Source organism: Flagellimonas ochracea (genome assembly GCF_009903685.1).
GTDB lineage: Bacteria > Bacteroidota > Bacteroidia > Flavobacteriales > Flavobacteriaceae > Flagellimonas > Flagellimonas ochracea.
Genome location: NZ_JAAABI010000004.1, coordinates 75,969 through 94,908, shown reverse-complemented (window position 1 = coordinate 94,908; position 18,940 = coordinate 75,969). Strand labels below are relative to the sequence as shown.

General features: G+C 40.7%; 14 protein-coding genes. 8 read left to right on the top strand and 6 right to left on the bottom strand.

Annotation, left to right across the window (positions count from 1 at the left end; translation table 11 throughout):
- Nucleotides 1-8 precede the first annotated feature (8 nt).
- A complete protein-coding gene (locus tag GTQ34_RS12105) occupies nt 9-1,130 on the bottom strand; it encodes a sensor histidine kinase (RefSeq protein WP_166524072.1) in 1,122 nt (373 codons plus the stop codon).
- A 209-nt stretch (nt 1,131-1,339) separates the two neighbouring features.
- On the opposite strand from GTQ34_RS12105, the gene GTQ34_RS12100 reads away from it, so the two are divergent.
- From GTQ34_RS12100 to GTQ34_RS12065, 8 genes are all read left to right on the top strand, one after another.
- Complete coding sequence (locus tag GTQ34_RS12100; protein ID WP_166524071.1) at nt 1,340-2,419, top strand: serine hydrolase domain-containing protein; 1,080 nt, start codon at nt 1,340-1,342, stop codon at nt 2,417-2,419.
- A 105-nt stretch (nt 2,420-2,524) separates the two neighbouring features.
- Nucleotides 2,525-2,980, top strand: coding sequence for a nuclear transport factor 2 family protein (locus GTQ34_RS12095; protein WP_166524070.1), 456 nt, complete (start codon nt 2,525-2,527; stop codon nt 2,978-2,980).
- Between the two features lie 207 nt (nt 2,981-3,187).
- Nucleotides 3,188-3,964: a serine hydrolase domain-containing protein gene (locus GTQ34_RS12090; protein WP_313790486.1), complete on the top strand. Its 777-nt coding sequence runs from the start codon at nt 3,188-3,190 to the stop codon at nt 3,962-3,964.
- 455 nt (nt 3,965-4,419) lie between these two features.
- A complete protein-coding gene (locus tag GTQ34_RS12085; protein ID WP_166524069.1) occupies nt 4,420-5,298 on the top strand; it encodes an aminotransferase class IV in 879 nt (292 codons plus the stop codon).
- A 13-nt stretch (nt 5,299-5,311) separates the two neighbouring features.
- Complete coding sequence (locus tag GTQ34_RS12080) at nt 5,312-6,904, top strand: N-acyl-D-amino-acid deacylase family protein (protein WP_166524068.1); 1,593 nt, start codon at nt 5,312-5,314, stop codon at nt 6,902-6,904.
- A 2-nt stretch (nt 6,905-6,906) separates the two neighbouring features.
- On the top strand, nt 6,907-8,205 hold the full coding sequence (locus GTQ34_RS12075) for a M20/M25/M40 family metallo-hydrolase (protein WP_166524067.1): 1,299 nt from the start codon (nt 6,907-6,909) through the stop codon (nt 8,203-8,205).
- Between the two features lie 7 nt (nt 8,206-8,212).
- Entirely contained in the window at nt 8,213-9,265 is a 1,053-nt protein-coding gene (locus GTQ34_RS12070) for a serine hydrolase (protein ID WP_166524066.1), read from the top strand.
- A 13-nt stretch (nt 9,266-9,278) separates the two neighbouring features.
- Nucleotides 9,279-10,031 carry a LytR/AlgR family response regulator transcription factor gene (locus GTQ34_RS12065; protein ID WP_166524065.1) on the top strand — a complete coding sequence of 251 codons (753 nt, stop codon included), beginning with the start codon at nt 9,279-9,281 and terminating at the stop codon, nt 10,029-10,031.
- A 9-nt stretch (nt 10,032-10,040) separates the two neighbouring features.
- Here GTQ34_RS12065 and GTQ34_RS12060 read toward each other — a convergent pair whose 3' ends face one another.
- The 5 genes from GTQ34_RS12060 to GTQ34_RS12040 all read right to left on the bottom strand — a co-directional run bounded on the left by GTQ34_RS12060 (nt 10,041) and on the right by GTQ34_RS12040 (nt 18,660).
- Entirely contained in the window at nt 10,041-10,451 is a 411-nt protein-coding gene (locus tag GTQ34_RS12060; RefSeq protein ID WP_166524064.1) for a hypothetical protein, read from the bottom strand.
- A gap of 173 nt (nt 10,452-10,624) precedes the next feature.
- On the bottom strand, nt 10,625-11,212 hold the full coding sequence (locus GTQ34_RS12055; RefSeq protein ID WP_166524063.1) for a precorrin-2 dehydrogenase/sirohydrochlorin ferrochelatase family protein: 588 nt from the start codon (nt 11,210-11,212) through the stop codon (nt 10,625-10,627).
- Nucleotides 11,213-11,339: 127 nt separating this feature from the next.
- On the bottom strand, nt 11,340-13,289 hold the full coding sequence (locus GTQ34_RS12050; protein WP_166524062.1) for an OmpA family protein: 1,950 nt from the start codon (nt 13,287-13,289) through the stop codon (nt 11,340-11,342).
- A gap of 1 nt (nt 13,290) precedes the next feature.
- Nucleotides 13,291-14,238: a PorP/SprF family type IX secretion system membrane protein gene (locus GTQ34_RS12045; protein ID WP_166524061.1), complete on the bottom strand. Its 948-nt coding sequence runs from the start codon at nt 14,236-14,238 to the stop codon at nt 13,291-13,293.
- A gap of 12 nt (nt 14,239-14,250) precedes the next feature.
- Nucleotides 14,251-18,660, bottom strand: coding sequence for a T9SS type B sorting domain-containing protein (locus GTQ34_RS12040; RefSeq protein ID WP_166524060.1), 4,410 nt, complete (start codon nt 18,658-18,660; stop codon nt 14,251-14,253).
- Nucleotides 18,661-18,940: the final 280 nt, after the last annotated feature.

Genomic DNA, 18,940 nt, shown 5'->3' with positions numbered 1-18,940 from the left:
ATTATATATTAATCTAATCCCACAACCAATTCGGTTAGTGGAATTGTGAGAATGCTTTCAAATGTATCTTTTTCTTCTGAAATCATCAATGTGTACCTTTCAGGATAGAGTAATTCCAAGCGTCTCTTTACGTTTGCAAGGCCAATGCCCTTTGTTTTTATTTTCAAACTAGAACAGGTGTTGTGAACAGTATTTCTTACAGAGAATTTCATGTTGCCATCTTCAATAATTAGCATGATTTGAATTATTGAGTGTTTGGAAATATCGATTCCATGCTTAAAAGCATTTTCAACAAATGGAATAAATAACATGGGAGCAATAAATTTCCCAGTCATATCCCCTTGAATTTTAAAATTAATTATAAGTTCATCATCTTCATCGAATTGCAATTGTTGAATTTCTATAAAATCTTGCAAGTATTTTACCTCCGTTTCAAGACGAACTTGTTCTACATTACTCTCATAAATCATATACCTCATCATTGTTGCCAAACCACTAATCCCCTGTTCTAATTCACTGATCTTATGTTTTTGTGCGATAGAAAAGAGATTGTTCAATGTGTTGAACAGAAAATGAGGATTAATTTGGAACTTAAGAAAATTAAGTTCAGTTTGTAATTTTTCTTGCTTCAATAATTGACGTTGTTGTTCGTTCTTTTGCCATCTCTTTAACAATCCATAGGAAACAGAAACACCAAAGTAAAATAACCATGAGAAAAGATTTGCGCCAATAAATGGATTTAAAAGTAGAAAACGGAAAGAGGAGATTCCTGAATAAATAAAAAAATGTGCAATGGACAATTCGATTAAGACCCCACAAAGTAGCAAGAAGGTTATCTGAATAAGGTATTTTTGATAACCTCTTTTAACTATGGAAAAAGGAAGTAATTTTAAAGCATTATAGTAAAAAAAAGGAATTTTAATTAAAGTTCCTGTCAATAGAAAATAAAGAGCCTCTTCAGCGGTATAAACATAAGTTTGTACATCTCCAGAAACGTTATACATCAGTTCCATTTTCGAACCAAAATACCAATACATAAGTATGATTCCACTTGTCCAAAACAATATGTGAAACAATACTTCAAGCCCTTGGGTCAATGCAAATTTGTTGCCTATAGGAAAGTTTCTCATAGGGTAAAGGTATATGATTTAACATATACCCAAAGAGTATGGTGGGAACAGTCTAAAAATGAAGATTAAGTCAAGACTTCTGTGATTTACCCAGAATAATGAATAACCCATATTTAGGGTACTAAAATCTCGTGTTGGCACCAAAATTTTGACATTGCCAAATTTCATCAACACATTTGCTTTTAAGTCTAATTTTTTTAATCATCTACATGAAAGGACCAACAAAATTGTTTACAATCGGTTTAACACTAATTATTATGGGCTGTTCGAGTTTAAAGAATGAATCTAACTCTGAGAAAAAATTGGTTGCTGAAAAATTAAAAGTGTTGTTAGATAGTCTAACCAGTAATGAAAAGTTCTCTGGAACAATTTTGTTGGCAGAAAAAGGAAATGTACTCTTTGAAAAGGCCTATGGAATGGCCGATAGGAATAGAAACATTTTAAACAAAATTGACACAAAATTCAACATAGCTTCCTTGGGTAAGATTATTACCAAAATTGCCATTCTTATACTCCAGGAAAGAGGACAAATAGATCTTAAAGCCACAATCGATACATATACCGAGGTTTTTCCAAATGAAATAGGATCAACAGTAACTATTCAGCATCTCATTTTTCACAGGAGTGGATGGAGCCATTATTGGAACAATGACTATTTCAATGCTAACATGCACAATCTTAAAAGTATAGATGATTATATGGTCTTTATTAAAGATATTCCGCTAGAGTTTAAGCCTGGGTCTCAGGAAAGATATAGTAATACTGGATATGAAGTATTGGGACATATTATAGAAAAAGCCTCTGGCATGAGTTATCATGATTTCGTTCAACAAAATATTTTAGACAAAGCCAATATGTCCAATACTGGTGCTTTTGAACGAGACGGACACATAAGCAATGTTGCAATTGGGTATTATGAAGAAGCCAATAATGGCCAATTGATGGCCAACACCCGTATTATCCCTGTTAAAGGAACCGCTGCGGGAGGAAGTTATTCAACTGTAAATGATTTTCTAAAACTTGAAAACGCCTTATTTAATGGAAAACTGTTAAATGAAAAGGGTTTAAAACTCCTGTTTAGTCAATCTGCTGAATTAAGTGGAGAACTTCCAAGCGGTATTTTTGGTGTTGCCGGTGGTGCAAGGGGGGCTAGCACGAACTGGGTTAAAGACTTTGGTACAAGCTATAGCATCTTTGTGTTTTCAAATTTTGATATGGGCACAGCTAGACCCATTTCTGAAGCTATTTTGGAATACACTAAACGGTTAAGCAGCAATCATGGTTTGTAGGAATATAAAATGAATGCATTATAAATTTAAATGGTAAAAATAAGGTTTTAACCTGTTTTTTTACCAATGCCAAACCATGGCGTAAATAACTAAAACAAAGTATAAATGAAAAAAGTGTTTACCTTAATTATCGTATTAATTTTTACGGTAGCTTCTCAAGCTCAATCAAAAACAGCAGAGGATGTTGCAATCAACAAGACGATTACAAACTATATCGAAAATTTCTTTGAAAATAATTATGATAAAATGAATGAGTCATTACATCCAAGACTTGCTAAAAGAGGTTTTAACAGCCTAGGAAGTAACAAGTTAAGTGATGATTTTCCTCCTGAGAAATTAAAAGAATTAATGTCCACAAAACAGAAGTTTGAAGTAGAGCGTCAATCCAATATTGTAGAAAATATTACTATTTATGGAAATATGGCCAGTGCATGTTTAAGAACGGGCTACCCAAGAACCAGATGGGTTGAATATATTCATCTTTTGAAACAAGAAGGAACATGGAAAATTATTAATGTATTTTGGGAGTTTGAAAAAAACAAAGCTTATGAAACTAACTAGAATATTTGGAACAAGCTTGTACCAAGTAAAAATCTGGATTTTGACATTTGGACTAAGCTTCATCGTTTTCTCCTGTTCAGAGGACAAACAAACAAATGAAGAAGGAAGTAAGATTTTGGGATATTCCTTGAAAAGCTAAAAGCTGCTGAAGAATGGGCAAACCGTAATACCAAAACTGCTGCGGTAGTAGTGTTGGTTGATGGGCAGATATTGTATCAATGGGGTGATGTGGACACCAAATATATTTCTCATTCGACCAGAAAAAGTTTTATGAGCGCATTATATTGCAAGTATGTAAATGACGGTTCGATTGATATCAATGCCACGATGGCCGACCTGGGAATTGACGACATTCCAGCTTTGACCGATCAAGAGAAGACAGCCACAATTGGACATTGTTTGCAGTCGGTTTCTGGAGTATATCATACTGCCGAGGCGGAGTCGGATTTCATGCATAATCTAAAACCAGACCAAGATACTTACCTTCCAGGCACTTTCTGGATATACAACAACTGGGATTTTAATGTGTTAAAGACCATTTTCGAGCAGGAGACCGAGAAAAACTTTTATGAAGCTTTGAAGAATGATATAATGGATCCCATAGGGGCAAATTTCCAATTGTCAGACAGTATCTCTTGGACACCAACTAGATCTATACATCCAGCTTATATGTTTAGAATCTCTGCAACCGACATGTCAAAATTTGGACAATTGATGCTGGACAAAGGCAATTGGCAGGGCAATCAGTTGATCCCGCAAGTTGGGTGGAGGAAAGCACAAAGTATGGTTGGGATGCAGAAATTTATGATGGGGACGGATACGGATATATGTGGTGGGTGGCTACCAATGAAAATGCCCGTCCCTATTTGCCAAACTGTAACCTGCCCGCTGGACCCTATTCGGCGAGGGGAGCAGGAGGACAGTGGATGGAGGTTATCCCTGAAAGGAATATGGTATTTGTACACCTTGTTGACACTTACGTAAAGAACAATGTTACTTTTGAAGACATAGGCACTTTGTTACAAATGGTTCTGGATTCAAGAATAGGTAATTGATAGAGTATCTAATTTAAAGTTAATTGATTAATACCACGGCATAATGAATAGTGTCTTCCAGTCATCCTATTTCTCAAGTCTCTTTCTCAAATTTTACCTATATTTATTATCGATTGATGTTCTTTTAGTTTTTGGGATTTTAAGGTGGCCTATTCGGTTACCACTCAAGGAACTTGACTCATAAGTAATTGTTTTTCAATACGATACAATCAATGTTTGGGACCCGTCCAGACCGCAAAAAAATCCAAGCCCTCACTTCTGTGTGGGCTTTTTTGTTTTCCAAAATTGGAAAACCTTCTCCACATGTTTGTACATTTTGATTTTTATTTAAAAAAATATCCCCTACCTTTCATACAGTAATCAGCAAAACAGAATCCTATTGGTATGCTGCCCAAAGGTACTTTTCCTTCCAAGGTTTTTTTGAACGGTGAAATAGTGGATAGTAATGCTGCAAAGATTTCGGTTTTTGACCGTGGATTTCTATTTGGTGATGGTATTTATGAAGTGATGGTACAGTTGGAAAACGGCATTTTTTACAAAAACGCCCATTTGCAACGAATGCAAGACAACCTGAAGAAGATTGGAATAGCCCATGATATTGCAGAACTGGATTCTCAAATTCCCACATTGCTCCATGCCTGTCAACTTGAAGACAGCCCATGTCTAATCTACCTGCAAGTGACCCGAGGTGTTGCCGCCAGAAAGCATGCATTTCCTTCGGAAGCCAAACCAACGGCCATGATGTATGCCCTGCCCTACTCCTTGCCCCACATCAACCAAAAAAACATGAAAGTGGTGTCTATGGAAGATAAGCGATGGCACCAATGTGATATTAAATCAATTTCACTTTTGGGCAATGTTTTGGCCAACCAATCCGCTATGGTTCAGAATACGGATGAAGCTATTCTAGTTAGGGATGGATTCATTACCGAAGGTTCGCATACCAACATCTTTTTTGTGGGGAAAGAAAAGGTATACACCCACCCTGCAAACCATCATATTTTAGATGGCATCACCCGTAGGGTTGTTATTGACTTATGTCAAGAACTCCAAATCCCGTTATTCGAGAAAGCAATCAAAATAGATGATATTCCCTCCATGGATGAAGCATTTCTTACAGGAACCACAACACAAATCGCATCCGTGGGACAAATCGACAATCATGTGTTTTATCAATCCAATACTATTGGTAAAACCACAAAAAAACTTCAAGAAGCCTTTGCAAAGCTTAAAGAATTGAATGCGGATACCCTAGCTCTCTAAAAATCAATGGTATATGACAATAAAAAACCAGTTGAAAAAAATAATATTTGCAATATGGTTAGTACTCAGTTTGGGAGGCTGCCAAGCAGAAAAATACGATGTGCTCATATTGAACGGCACCCTTTATGACGGATCAGGCGCAGAACCATTCAAAGGTGATATAGCCTTAAAAGATTCCATAATCGTTGCGATTGGGAATTTGGAGCAAGCGAGTGCAACTCGAATTATTGATGCTAAAGAACGGGCCGTTGCCCCTGGCTTTATTGACATGCACACACATTTGGAGCCAATCATGGAACTCAACTCCTGTGAAAGTCATGTGAGACAAGGCGTCACAACCGCTCTGGGTGGACCCGATGGGCGCTCTCCCTGGCCCCTGAAATCCTATTTGGACAGCCTCCAAGAAAAGGGTATTGGAATGAACGTAGCCTATTTGGTAGGACACAATACCGTTCGAAAAAATGTGATGGGCCTAGAGAATAGGGCTCCTACGGACGATGAACTGAAATCCATGCAAGAGCAAATAAAAAGAGCAATGGATGAAGGCGCTTATGGGATTTCCACTGGATTAAAATACCTTCCCGGAACCTTTTCCAAAGTGGAAGAAGTAATTGCGCTATCAAAAGTAGCAGCAGAATATGGTGGTATTTATACTTCCCACCTTCGGGAAGAAGGTCTAGGTCTTTTTGATGCCGTACAAGAAGCCATACAAATAGCCGCTGAGGGAGACATTCCCGTGGTGCTTACTCATCACAAGGCTATAGGCAAGCCCATGTGGGGGAAAAGTGTGCGTACCTTGGCCATGGTGGATTCAGCGAGAACCAAAGGTCTTGACATTAAAATTGATCAATATCCCTACACCGCAAGTTACACAGGTATTTCGGTGCTTATACCCAGTTGGTCCATGGCAGGCGGACAAAAAGCGTTTGAAGAAAGAATTGCCAATCCAGTGCTTAGGGACAGTATCAAAAATGGGATAGTATTCAATATTTTGAATGACCGGGGCGGTTCAGATTTAAAACGGGTTCAATTCGCCAAAGTGGAATGGCAACCTGAACTTGAAGGAAAGACCTTGGCGTATTGGGCAGCGCAAAACAAGTTACAACCTACGGTTGAAAATGGTGCTGAATTGGTTATTGAAGCCCAGTTGAAGGGTGGAGCGTCTTGTGTATTCCACGCCATGGCAGAAGAAGATGTGGTCAGGATCATGCAGCATCCACAGACCATGATTGGCTCGGATGGCCGGTTGGTTGAACCGGGAATGGGACACCCCCACCCTAGATGGTATGGTACCTTCCCCAGAGTTTTGGGTCACTACGTTCGTGAAAAAAAGACATTGACTTTAGTAGAAGCCATCCGTAAAATGACTTCATTACCGGCAAAAAGTCTAAATCTTCCTGACAGAGGCATATTGAAGAAAGGAATGAAGGCTGATTTGGTAATATTTGACCAAAAAACAGTTATTGACAAAGCTACTTTTGAAGACCCACATCAATATCCAGAAGGAATCGACTTTGTGATAATCAACGGTGTGCTTGCTGTGGATGATGGAATATTTATGGACACCAGACCCGGAATCGTTTTAAGAAAAAAACAGAACAATTAATTATGAAAAAACTCCTTTCAATCACCTTGTTGACATCGTACTTCCTGTCATTTCATGCCTCGGCACAAGAAGCCCCTTCAATTGAAAAACAATATAGCAAAGAAATCGAACGCTTGACAAAAAACAAAAAGCTTCGAGCGGCATTTGCGCAAATTGACGAGCAAGAAGAGCAAACCATGAAAGATTTGGTGACACTCACCGAAATATTGGCCCCACCCTTCAAGGAAGATAAACGGGGCGAGGTATTTGCCCAAATGCTGAAAGAAGCTGGGGTGGATAGCCTTTGGACCGATGATGAAGGGAACGTAATCGGTTTGAGAAAAGGAGTGTCTGGCCAATCAGGTTATATAGGGGTCGATGCCCACATGGATGTTGTTTTTCCCGAGGGCACCAATGTAAAGGTAACCAAAGTTGGAGATACCCTGAAGGCTCCTGGGATTGGGGACGATACCCGAGGACTGACCATGCTATTGAGCATGTTGAGAGCCATGAACAAAGCACAAATCAAAACTGAGAAAGATTTGCTTTTTGTTGGCACCGTAGGTGAAGAAGGTCTTGGTGACCTTCGAGGCATGAAGTATATATTCAATAAGTCGGGCTTGGACATTGATTCTTGGATTGCCATAGATGGTGGAAGTCTGGGAAGAGTAAGCAACGCTGGACTGGGATCGAAACGCTATAAAGTGGTTGTTAAAGGAGATGGAGGGCATTCTTGGGGTGATTTTGGTTTGGCCAATCCCCATCACGCCTTGGGTTTTGTAATCAACAGTTTTTCAGAAGAAGCATGGCAATATACCTCCGGAAACATTCCCAAAACAAGTTTCAACGTTGGTCGGATTGGTGGAGGCACTTCAATCAACTCCATCCCATTTGAATCATGGATGGAGGTGGATATGCGAGCTGTCGACCCCAAAAATCTTAGCGAAATGGAAAGTCTTTTCAAACAAACCGTTGAAACAGCCATTAATAGGTACAATACCAGCGGTATTGATGGCGAGGTAGCCTACGAATTGATTCAAATAGGTGACCGTCCTTCAGGGGAACTCCCTCACAATCTTCCCATTGTCCAACGCGCCATGGCCGCAACACAACACTTTGGAGTAGCTCCAAGTCTAAGCCGGGGTTCTACCAACATCAATATTCCCGTTTCATTGGGCATTCCTTCAGTATGTATAGGAAGAGGAGGGCAAGGTGGAGGGGCACATTCCCTGCACGAATGGTTCTTGAATGATGAAACTGGTCCTGAATCTATTAAACTAGCTCTTTTGATTACCATCGCACAAGCAGGATTAAAAAAATAGCATTATCATGAGGAGACTTATTTCAAAGAACAGTTGTGTTCTAACAGCATTGCTTTTAGGTTGCTTTACCATTTCATCTCAGGTATTTCCGGACCGAGTTTGGCACAGGGCTTCCGATGAGGAAGCAAAGGCATGGAGAAATGACAAAGCAGAGGCCTTTCGCGAATATTTGGTGGACAGTACTAAAATTACAGGGTTAATGATTGTCCATAAAGGCAAGGTAGTCTTCGAGTATGGAGATCTCGAAGAATTGAGTTATGTGGCTTCTTGCAGAAAAAGTGTGCTTTCGATGATTTATGGAAAATACGTGAAAGATGGCACTATCCGGTTGAACAAAACCATAAAGGAACTAGGAATTGATGACGTGGAAGGCATTCTTCCCATTGAGGAAACCGCTACAGTTCAAGATATAATATCAGCTAGATCTGGAGTGTACCATCCTGAAGGGTATGCTGGGGGCATGCAAGAATATGCACCAGAGCGTGGCTCGGTAAAACCCGGAAGCTATTGGCTGTACAGTAACTGGGATTTCAATGTTGCAGGCTTCATATTTGAGCAGGAAACGGGCAAAAACATATATGATGAAGTGGAAAAACAACTTGCCAATACCCTGCATATGCAAGATTGGAATCGTTCCATTCAAAAAAAGGAAGGCAACACCAAAATATCCAAATATTTGGCTTATCCCATGTGGTTCTCCACACGAGACATGGCACGTTTGGGACTCTTGATGCTAAATAAAGGTAAATGGAAAGAAAATGCCATTACACATGGCTTGGAAGTGGGCAAAAAAGGGAAAAAAATGCTTGAAATAAGATTTAAAAAAGAAGGAAACCACCATATTTGCGAAATTGAAGACAATGGTATAGGCAGAAAAGCTTCAATGGCAAGCAAATCAATTAAAAAAGAGAAATCCATGGGTGTGGAAATCGCTATTAAAAGATTGGAATTGTGCTCAAGGAACGAACCAATTGCAAATGCAGTGGAAACTGTGGACAAATATGACGCCAATGGAAAACCCAGTGGGACCAAAGTGATAATAAGAATTAAGAAAATCTAAAAATCTCAACAAAATGGACCTAAAAGTAGTAATCATTGAAGACGAAAAACATAGTAGGGAGACATTGAAGTCTCTCTTGGAGGAATTTTGCAAAAACGTAAAAGTAATAGCTACGGCAGACTCAGTGAAAGAAGGGGTCAAAGTGTTGTCAATATACAGTCCCGATGTGGTTTTTTTGGATATAGAACTTCAGCCCGGTACTGGATTTGATGTTTTGGAGCAGATAAAAGAACCTACATTTGAGGTGATTTTTACAACAGCTTTTGAAAAATACGCCATTAAGGCCATCAAGTTCAGTTCTTTGGACTATCTGCTAAAACCTATCGACTTAGACGAACTGCAAGAATCTGTTGAGAAAGCCAGAACCCGCATGGACACCAATGTATACCGTCAGCAAATTGACACTCTAATGCAAAATCTTTCCAGAGGAACCAATAAACAAGAAAAAATCTGTTTGGCGACAACCGCCGGTATGGAGTTCATTGCCATTGAAGATGTTGTTCTGTGCAAAGCCGATGGATCATACACCTCTTTTATTTTAAAAGACAAAAGTTCATTGATGGTTAGCAAGCACCTGAAGGAATATGAAAATCTATTGTCTGACCAACAGTTTATGCGGGTACACAACAGTTACCTGATTAACCTGAACGAGGTAAAAAAATACATCAAATCGGACGGTGGATATATCATTATGAGCAACGACATGCACGTAAGTATATCCCCTAGAAAAAAGGAAGATCTTTTGGATGCCATGAAGCGACTCTAGAAAGATACGTCACGAACACCTGCCCTTTTTTGGGGCAAATACGTAGGTTGTATTTCCTTGTTTCCACTTTCCGGTCAATAATTTTTGAATATCAATGGGATAATAGGTCTTTTGACCTAAAGCATCAACCACTTCCAAATAATAGGCGTTTTGATATTCCAAAACCTGCCAGTTCCCTGATTTTTCTGCCACTCCAGCACCGTAGCCCCTATTGTTCCTGTTACTTGTGTTTTGCGTTCCCCGTACCGTATAGGATCCATCGTAGCTGTAATAATATTTTCCGTCAGCGCAAAAATCAACATAGGTAATGGCACTGGCATTGGAATCGGACATAATCGATGCCTCGGAATAAATTACCAACTGACCATTGTTCACATACTCCCGCAACCGATTTAAATTGTCTTCTGATTGTGCTGCCATTTGACATGAGATGACAAGACTTAAAAATAAAAAAATACTGGATTTCACCTTTTCACTTTTGATTAAACGATTCTTTAAAGGTGGGGGAACAAGTTGTAACAAAATTAAACCTTCCTTTAAGCAAAGAGGTTAAGGTGGCGTTAATAACACCAAAGGAAACAACCTTCTTAAGATTAAGTGTCTTTCTTTTTTTCTACCAGACTTTTCGTGAACTCATTTAGAGCATCAACCTTATCTTGAAAATCTCCTTGCAGTGTCTTTCGGTAGGTATTGAGGTTCTTGACCAAGTCGTCGATGTTTTCTGGAATTACATCTTCAAAAAATTGTCTTAGTCTTTTTGCTGTGGTCGGCGACTTTCCATTGGTGGAAATGGCGATTTTCACATTGCCTTTAGTAACTATACCGCCCATATAAAAATCGCAAAGCGGTGGATTATCTGCTACATTTACCAAAATACTTCGTTCCCTACAGTCTCTGTAAACCTGTTCGTTGACCTCAATCTTGTCCGTACAGGCCACTACCATGTGTTTTCCTTCCAAAAAAATTTTGTGGTAAGAAGCCGTAACGACATCCACGTGATGTTTTGTAGCAAGTTCCAATGTATCTGGTAAAAAGTCTGGAGCCACCATTTGCACTTTCGCATTTGGACTGGACTTGAGCAAAAAGGTCAGTTTTTCCAATCCAACATTGCCCCCGCCTACAACAAGTACATTTAGATTGGAAACTTTTAAGAAAACAGGGTACAACTCATTGTGCTCCATGGCCTACCTTTTGATGCTTAGTATTTCTTCCTATCGTGTCAACAAGAAATCCTATGTGTAAAATTAGTAAGAAATTAGATGGAGCTGGTGGCTTTGATGCCGAAAACCCAAGCAATAATGCAATGATTTATTGAAGCTTAACAATAATAAATTCCGATCTTCGATTAGCATTGTGTTCTTCTTGCGAGCACTTTGCTCCGTTTCTGCATTCATTCAACAATTGTTTTTCACCATAACCAATTGCACTTTCAATTCGTTCAGCATCTATTCCTTGTGAAACAATATAGCTTCCTGTGGCCTTTGCCCTTTTATCCGAAAGGCTTTCATTGTAAGCATCACTGCCCCGCGAATCGGTATGTGCTTCGATCTTAATGACCATTTTGGGATATTCCTTCATTACCTCAACTATTTTGTTAAGTTCTTGGGCCGCATCCGGTCGAATCTCCGCTTTATTGACATCAAAATAGATATTGTCAATTTTAATTTTCAGCACCCCATCCTCTTTAACAATAAGTTTATTAAGTTCCTTGGTCATTTGAATCTGTACCTGGTTCACGACCTCCTTTTCATATGAAGTTGCAAAACCTACCTCCTTGGATTCAAATCCTTGTTTTTTAATTTTCACGACATACGTGGACTCACACTCTAAGGGCATTTTAAAATTGTAGGCTCCGTAGGAGTCCGTGAAGGTTTCTCCCACTACTACCCCATCTTCAGAAAGAAGCTGAACCGTTACATTGCCAATTGGCAAGGCATTGGATGTTCTTACCACACTTCCCTTAACGGTTTGTTGACAGGTTTCCTCCATTCTTCGAAAAGAATAGATATCATCATCACCCTTGCCGCCTTTTCTGTTGGATGAAAAATAGCCGCGCTGGGTTGTTTCATTAACGATATAGGCAAAATCATCCCGGTTGCTGTTCAAAGGCTTTCCCAAATTATTGGGAAGTCCATATCCATTCTGGTCAATTTTACTTTCAAACACGTCGAGACCACCAAAACCTAAATGTCCATCGGAGGCAAAATAGAGTTTTTCGTCGCTTACAAATGGAAACATCTCCCTTCCACTGGTGTTGATTTCAGGTCCAAGGTTTTTGGGTTTGGAAAAAGTTCCATCTTCCCGAATGTCCACCACATAAATATCTGTTCCACCCGAGCTTCCCGGCATATCGGAAACAAAATACAGTTTTGACCCATCAGGAGATAGGGCTGGCTGTCCTACGGAATATAAATCACTGTTAAACGGAACCTCACTGGCCATCCCCCATGCATTCCCTTCCCATTTTGCAGTATAGATTTTAAGATGATTCACACCCTCTTCATCCCTACCCAAAATTTGGTCGGTAAAGTTGTTTCGGGTAAAGTAAATACGGTCACCCTGCGGAGTAAATGTTGCCGCAGCTTCATGATATTTGGTATTCAAAACGGATGAAAATGAAGCCACTTGATTCAAATCAAATCCATGTTCATTTACATTTGCGGTGAAAAAATCCAAATAGGGTTGTCGGTTCCATTCATAAACCCTTGTTTCCAATTTGGAGGAATCTCTACTAGATGAAAACACAATCTTATCCTTATAAAAAGCCGTTCCGAAATCAGATACCGAAGTATTGATGGATAGATTTGAAATATAAAACTCCGGTTGCCTGTTCAGTAATTCTTCCATTCTTTCATCGTTGTTCTGCAATTGGGCTACCGTAAAGCCCGAATCTTCTAAATCTTGCCCATATATTTTCATAATGGCTTTTGAAAGTACGTAGTCCCCAGTTCCCTGTAGCGTATGCACATACTTAAAAATATACTCTGGGGTCAACACTTTTTCATACTTCGAAAACAATATGGCGTACCATTTTGCCGCACTTTTCATATCAGAATTCAAATAATGGGAATCTCCCAAGCGCTGCAGTACGTGTTGCGAATCATCTCCCTTAAGTGCCATAGCTTCATATTGCTTGGCAGCTCTTTTATACATCATATTGTCAAAATTGACATCGGCATCATTAAACTGTAGCTGGCCTTGTACAGCCCCAAGACCAATCAGGAAGAATAAGGCGATATTGGTTTTTAGCTGTTTCATGTTAGTAGAATCTGGGGGATTTTAGTTTCTTTTCTACCGTTTTGAACTCATACCGAAGAAAAATCTCGTGAGTGCCGCTGGTGTAACTACCCAAGTTGGTAGTGGTTAGATCATAGGCATACCCGGCACTAAGTTCCGGGGATATCTGCAGCCCCAAAAGGGCTGAAAAGGAATCGTCCCATCGATAGGACAATCCAAAAGTAAAAGTCTCTTTTAGCAGTGCATTCGCTGAAATATCTGCGATGATGGGTGCGCCAGGCACCCATTTAACAAAGAATGCGGGCTTAAACTTGATTTCCGGGGTCATGTCAATAATTTTGCCCCCAATTAAATAATAGTGCAGTCGTTCTGCAGCAATTTCCTGTTCCTCGCCGTCGTAATGGTTTTGAGAAAAGAAATTGGGCACCGCAAATCCTAAATAGGCTTTACCGGTATGGTAGTACAACCCAGCACCAAGTGTTGGAAAAAATTTGTTGGCAATATTATCTTGAAAAGCCACGTCGGGGTCCTCCATCAGTCCTTTCGAGAAATCGACATTGAAGAGGCGCCCCCCAACCTTAAGACCAAAGGAAAGTCTTCTGTTGACACTATCCAATTGAATGGTATAGGAAACATTTCCGTCCACAAAAAATTCCGAGGCGGGACCCAACACATCGTTGGCAAATACCAATCCTGCACCTATATTATTTTCCACAGGACTATCCATGGACAATACCTGGGTATTGGGCGCGCCATTGATGCCCACCCATTGGGAACGGTGCATTAAAAGGCTGGTAAGATGTCCGCGAGAACCGGCATAAGCTGGGTTAACACTCAATGTATTGTACATATATTGGGTGAACTGTGGGTCTTGTTGGCCGAGAGCAGAAAACGAAAACAACAGAAAGAATACGGCGAGTAGTCGCTTCCCTCCTAATATTTTCTGATATGTTTTATTCGTTTTACCCATTTATGTTTTTATCTACCTATTGATATATAACCAATCCGTTTTTGGTTCAGAACCGTCGCCAAGTTCCAATATGTAGTAGTACGTTCCCACGGGAAGCAAATCTCCCTTTTGAACTGCTGCTCTTCCATTGGCAATACCATCCCAATCATTGCCATATCCGCGTTTTTCATAGACAATATTTCCCCATCGGTTATACACTTGAAGTCGATTGTTGGGAAATCTGGAAATACAGTCAATCTTGAAAAAATCATTTACGCCATCCCCATTGGGAGAAAACTCATTGTAAATGACCAAACAGGTCGGTTCAACAAATGCTTGATCCGAATCATTGGTTGTATCCACGTCCCATTGATCTACAAAGGCCAAATTGACGATGTTCAAGTAGTCATCAACGTCTTGCACTTCCACAATAATTGAAAGAGAAGCTGACTGCGAAGTAGCTAAAGCATCAATCTCCCAAAATCCTGAGAATTCATCAAAAGTGCCCAGCGTGGTTTGTGAGGAAATCAATTTGTACCCTCTGGGCAAGAACTCCTCTATTCCGAGATTGGTCGCCGTAGCGTTTCCTTGGTTGGTAACGGTTATAGTAAATGTCACTTCATCTCCAATATTTGGATTAAGTTGATCCACCGTTTTGCTTAAAGCTATATCCGTGGTCTGTGGAACAACAATTGCACTGGTCTCGTCATCATCCGTGATACCGTCGGAATAGTCATCCACACCGATTCCTTGGCTGGGATTACTATTGGGGTCGGGAAAATTACTAGCTGAAATGAGCGCGGTAGTCAAATATTCGTCTGGAGTATCCGTTGGAGGATTGACAAGGGCAAGCAGTTCCAAGGTCTCTGTGTTTTGATCTAAAAGTGTTCCATTAATGTTCCAAACTCCTGTGTTCGGGTTATAAATACCAGCAGTACCAATATGTGCTTCATAAGTGTATCCGGAAGGTAATTCGTTGCTGACCAAAATCCCGGTCGCATCACTTGGCCCATTATTGGTTATGCTCAAGGTAAATCGAACCACATCACCTACATTGGGCGTGGCATCATCCACAGCCATAGTTAGGCTTAAATCTGCAAGCCCGTTGGGCACGGGCACAATGGTCTCTTGATCATCTTCCGAGTTTAAATTGTTGTTGGGAGTTGAATCAGGGTCAAAAGTGTCCAATGCAATAAGTTCAGCGGTATTTCTATAATCACCAGTAGGGAGTACCAAAGCCGTTATTTGCATTGTTTCTGATGTTCCACTAATGATGGTTGACAAATCCCATGCTCCAGATAGTTCATCGTAGGTCCCTGATGATGCGGACACCAAAATAAAATCATAACCGGAAGCCAGTTGGTCTTCGATTACTAACCCTGTTGCGTTGTTAGGACCTGAATTCTGGGCCGTAATTGTGAAAACGATTTGGTCTCCCACGGAAGGGGACATATCGTCCACCGTCTTTATGATAGAAATATCCGTGACCGCTCTGGGTGTGGTTGACTGTTCATCTTGGTCGTCTTCTCCAGCTACTTGATTGTTGGGAGTAGAATCTGGGTCCAATTCAATGACTGTCAAAACTTCGGCAGTATTGGAATAGGTTCCAGAAGGATTCACTTGCGCAACAATGTTCAACACTGCATTGCTGCCTGCAACAACGCCTCCCACATTCCATATACCATTAAGGGCATTATAAGTTCCTCCTGAATCATCAGAAACATATGTGTATCCAGAGGGAAGCTCATCCAAAATGCTTACGCCAGTCGCATCGCTTGGCCCAGTATTGTTCAAGGTCAAAGTGAACGTTACATTGTCCAGAACATCGGGAAACTCGTTGTCCACAGTCTTATCTAAACTCAAATCTGCTGCCGGGATGGGTGTTGTTCCTGCACTATCGTAATCGTTTTCAAAAACATTGGTATTGTTGGGCGTTGAATTCGGGTCAATATTATCTGAAGCGATCACCTCTGTTACATTGAAGTAATCCCCTGAAGGATTTACTGTGGCAACAATGGTCAAAGTCTCCGTGGTACCATTTAAGATGATACCGTTCAAATCCCAAATACCTGTTGCTGGGTTGTATACTCCCGCTGTTCTAGAATTGGAAATATAGGTATACCCAGAAGGCAGGATATCCAAAATTTCTACTCCTGTGACATCGCTGGGACCTTCATTGGATATGTTGATGTCAAAAATTACCTCTTGTCCCACCAAAGGGCTTAAAACATTCACAAATTTTCTTAGGATAAGATCTGATACCTGAACAGGAACCGGGACCACTGTCTGTTGGTCATCTTCTGTTCCGTCATTGTTTGCAGGAAACGAATCGCTGTCGGTTTCAGACAAACCGGTTAGCTCCGCTGTATTGGCATACACACCACTTGGAAGCACATCCGCAGTCAGAATCAATGTTTCAGAAGTTCCACTAGCTAAATTCCCAAGAATCCACGATCCGATAAGGGGATTGTAGAATCCATTGGAAGCTGTGGCATTCACATAAGCATAGCCAGAAGGCAATACATCAGTAACCACAACATTGGTGGCATCGCTGGGTCCATCATTGAGCACTGTAATGGTAAAGTTGATTTGATCACCCACATTGGGTGCTAGGTTGTCCGCAATCTGCGTCACAGAAACATCGACAATGGGATTTGGGTTCAACACAGCCTGATCCTGGTCATCCTCTGCCAATACATTGTTGTTTGGTGTGGAATCACTATCGGCTTGATCATGAGCAACCACTTGGGCCACATTGCTATAACTTCCTGAGGGGTTCACAGATGCTGTAATGTTAAGAACTTCGGTACTTCCGCTTGCCAAAGTTCCCACATCCCAAATACCGGTAGCATCGTCATAATCACCCGCGCCATCATCTGAAACGTAGGTAAATCCAGAAGGAATCAAATCTAGAACGTCAATAGATGTGGCTTGGCTGGGGCCAGTATTGGATATTGTCAGCGTGAAAATTACGATGACCCCGACATCCGGAGTTGGATTATCTGCAATCTTGGTAAGCTCAAGATCGATTACGGATACTGGAGTTATCGTTATATCGCCTTGATCATCTTCGGAGGACACCCCATTTGCTGGAGTGGAATCAAAATCAAAAGCATCCGAAGCAATTACTTGGGCGGTATTGGTATAGTTGCCTGTGGGGTTTACGGTTACAGTTATCGTTAAGGTTTCGGTGGCACCATTGGTCAGTGTTCCCAATTGCCAAAACCCAGTGGCATTATCATAGCTGCCCGCTGTTGCTGTATAGGATTCAAATTGAAATCCAGAAAGCAATTGGTCAACGACAACCACATTGGTCGCATCATCGGGACCACTGTTGATTGCCATGATTGCAAAGGTAATCTGTTCGCCAACATTGGGGGTTAATTCGTTCCCGACTACCGTTTTTGTAAGAGATAGGTCCGCTTGCTGTGGTGCTACGGTCAAATTAGCTTCGTCATCCTCACTTTGATCACCATCATCGTTATTTGGCGTACTATCAACATCAAATTCGTTTGCAAAAGTAACCTCGGCCGTGTGTGTGTATTCCCCCGGGGTGGGTGTAGGAGTCTGCACCGTGGCATTGAAAGCGAGTAAGGTGGTGTTTGTTCCTAAAGGAACTGTTAGCCCCGTCCACGTAACGGTCCTGGATCCAAAATTAAAGGTGCCCCCATTGCTAATGCCCACGATATTGTCAAATCCTAAAGGAATTACCTGTTCCACAGAAATCCCTGAGGCCGCTATAGTCCCATCATTGCTAAGATTTACTGTAAAGGTGACGACTTCACCCACATCGGGAGAGGGATTGTTAACCTGCAACTCCAGTTCAACGTCAGTTCCCTGAACGGAAACTCCAGCAGTATCAGATATGGGCGGGCAGACACTATTGGAAACGGTCCATTGAAAGAAATAAGTGCCATCGTCCAGTCCAAATACTTGGGTGTTGGGGTCGTTTACATTGGCAAAACTGACCAGGGTGGGTCCTGATGTTTGGCTCCAAGTACCTACACCTGAAGTTGGTGCGGAGGCATTAAGAAATACGGCTGATATTTGGTTTACTATTTGGTCCGCTCCGGCATCTGCCGTCACTTCGGATTCCACGATAAAATCAACATCTTCAAACAAAGCGGTGCCATCAGAACAAGTGGCGCTCAACCGAAAGGTATACGTGTTTCCTCCCATGTATCCGCTTATTGGCGTAGTAAGGTCAGAAGGATTGTCTATGGTAATCATGGGACCGCCGACTTGAGACCAAGAAGGGTTAACCAGAAAAGAACCAGAGGCAGACCCAGAAAGATTCAACGTTGCCTGATTTTCGCAAATAGATTCGTCAACTCCTGCTCCAATAGCACAATCTTGGGCATAGCTATGCGGGCCTAAAAAGAAAAATAACAAAAAAGCCATAAAGATGACTCCCTTTGCTTGGCTCGTAGATGCAATGTTCATTCGGCTGAGGATGAGGTTTTTCCTTACGTAGTAAGACAATCAAACATACCAACTACTGTAAACAAAAGGGAACATATGTTGTATTTGAACAATCATTTGTTGTGAAACATCAGATATATGATGAAAGACAACCGTTTTTCATCGCATAATTCATGTATTTTTTAAGATACACGCCAAGCTATGGCAGTACACAATTTAAGATTTTGAAAATGAAGTAGTTATATATTTCATCTTTTCGAATGCACCACATTATTTAAATATTTTAATAAATTTGGTTTAT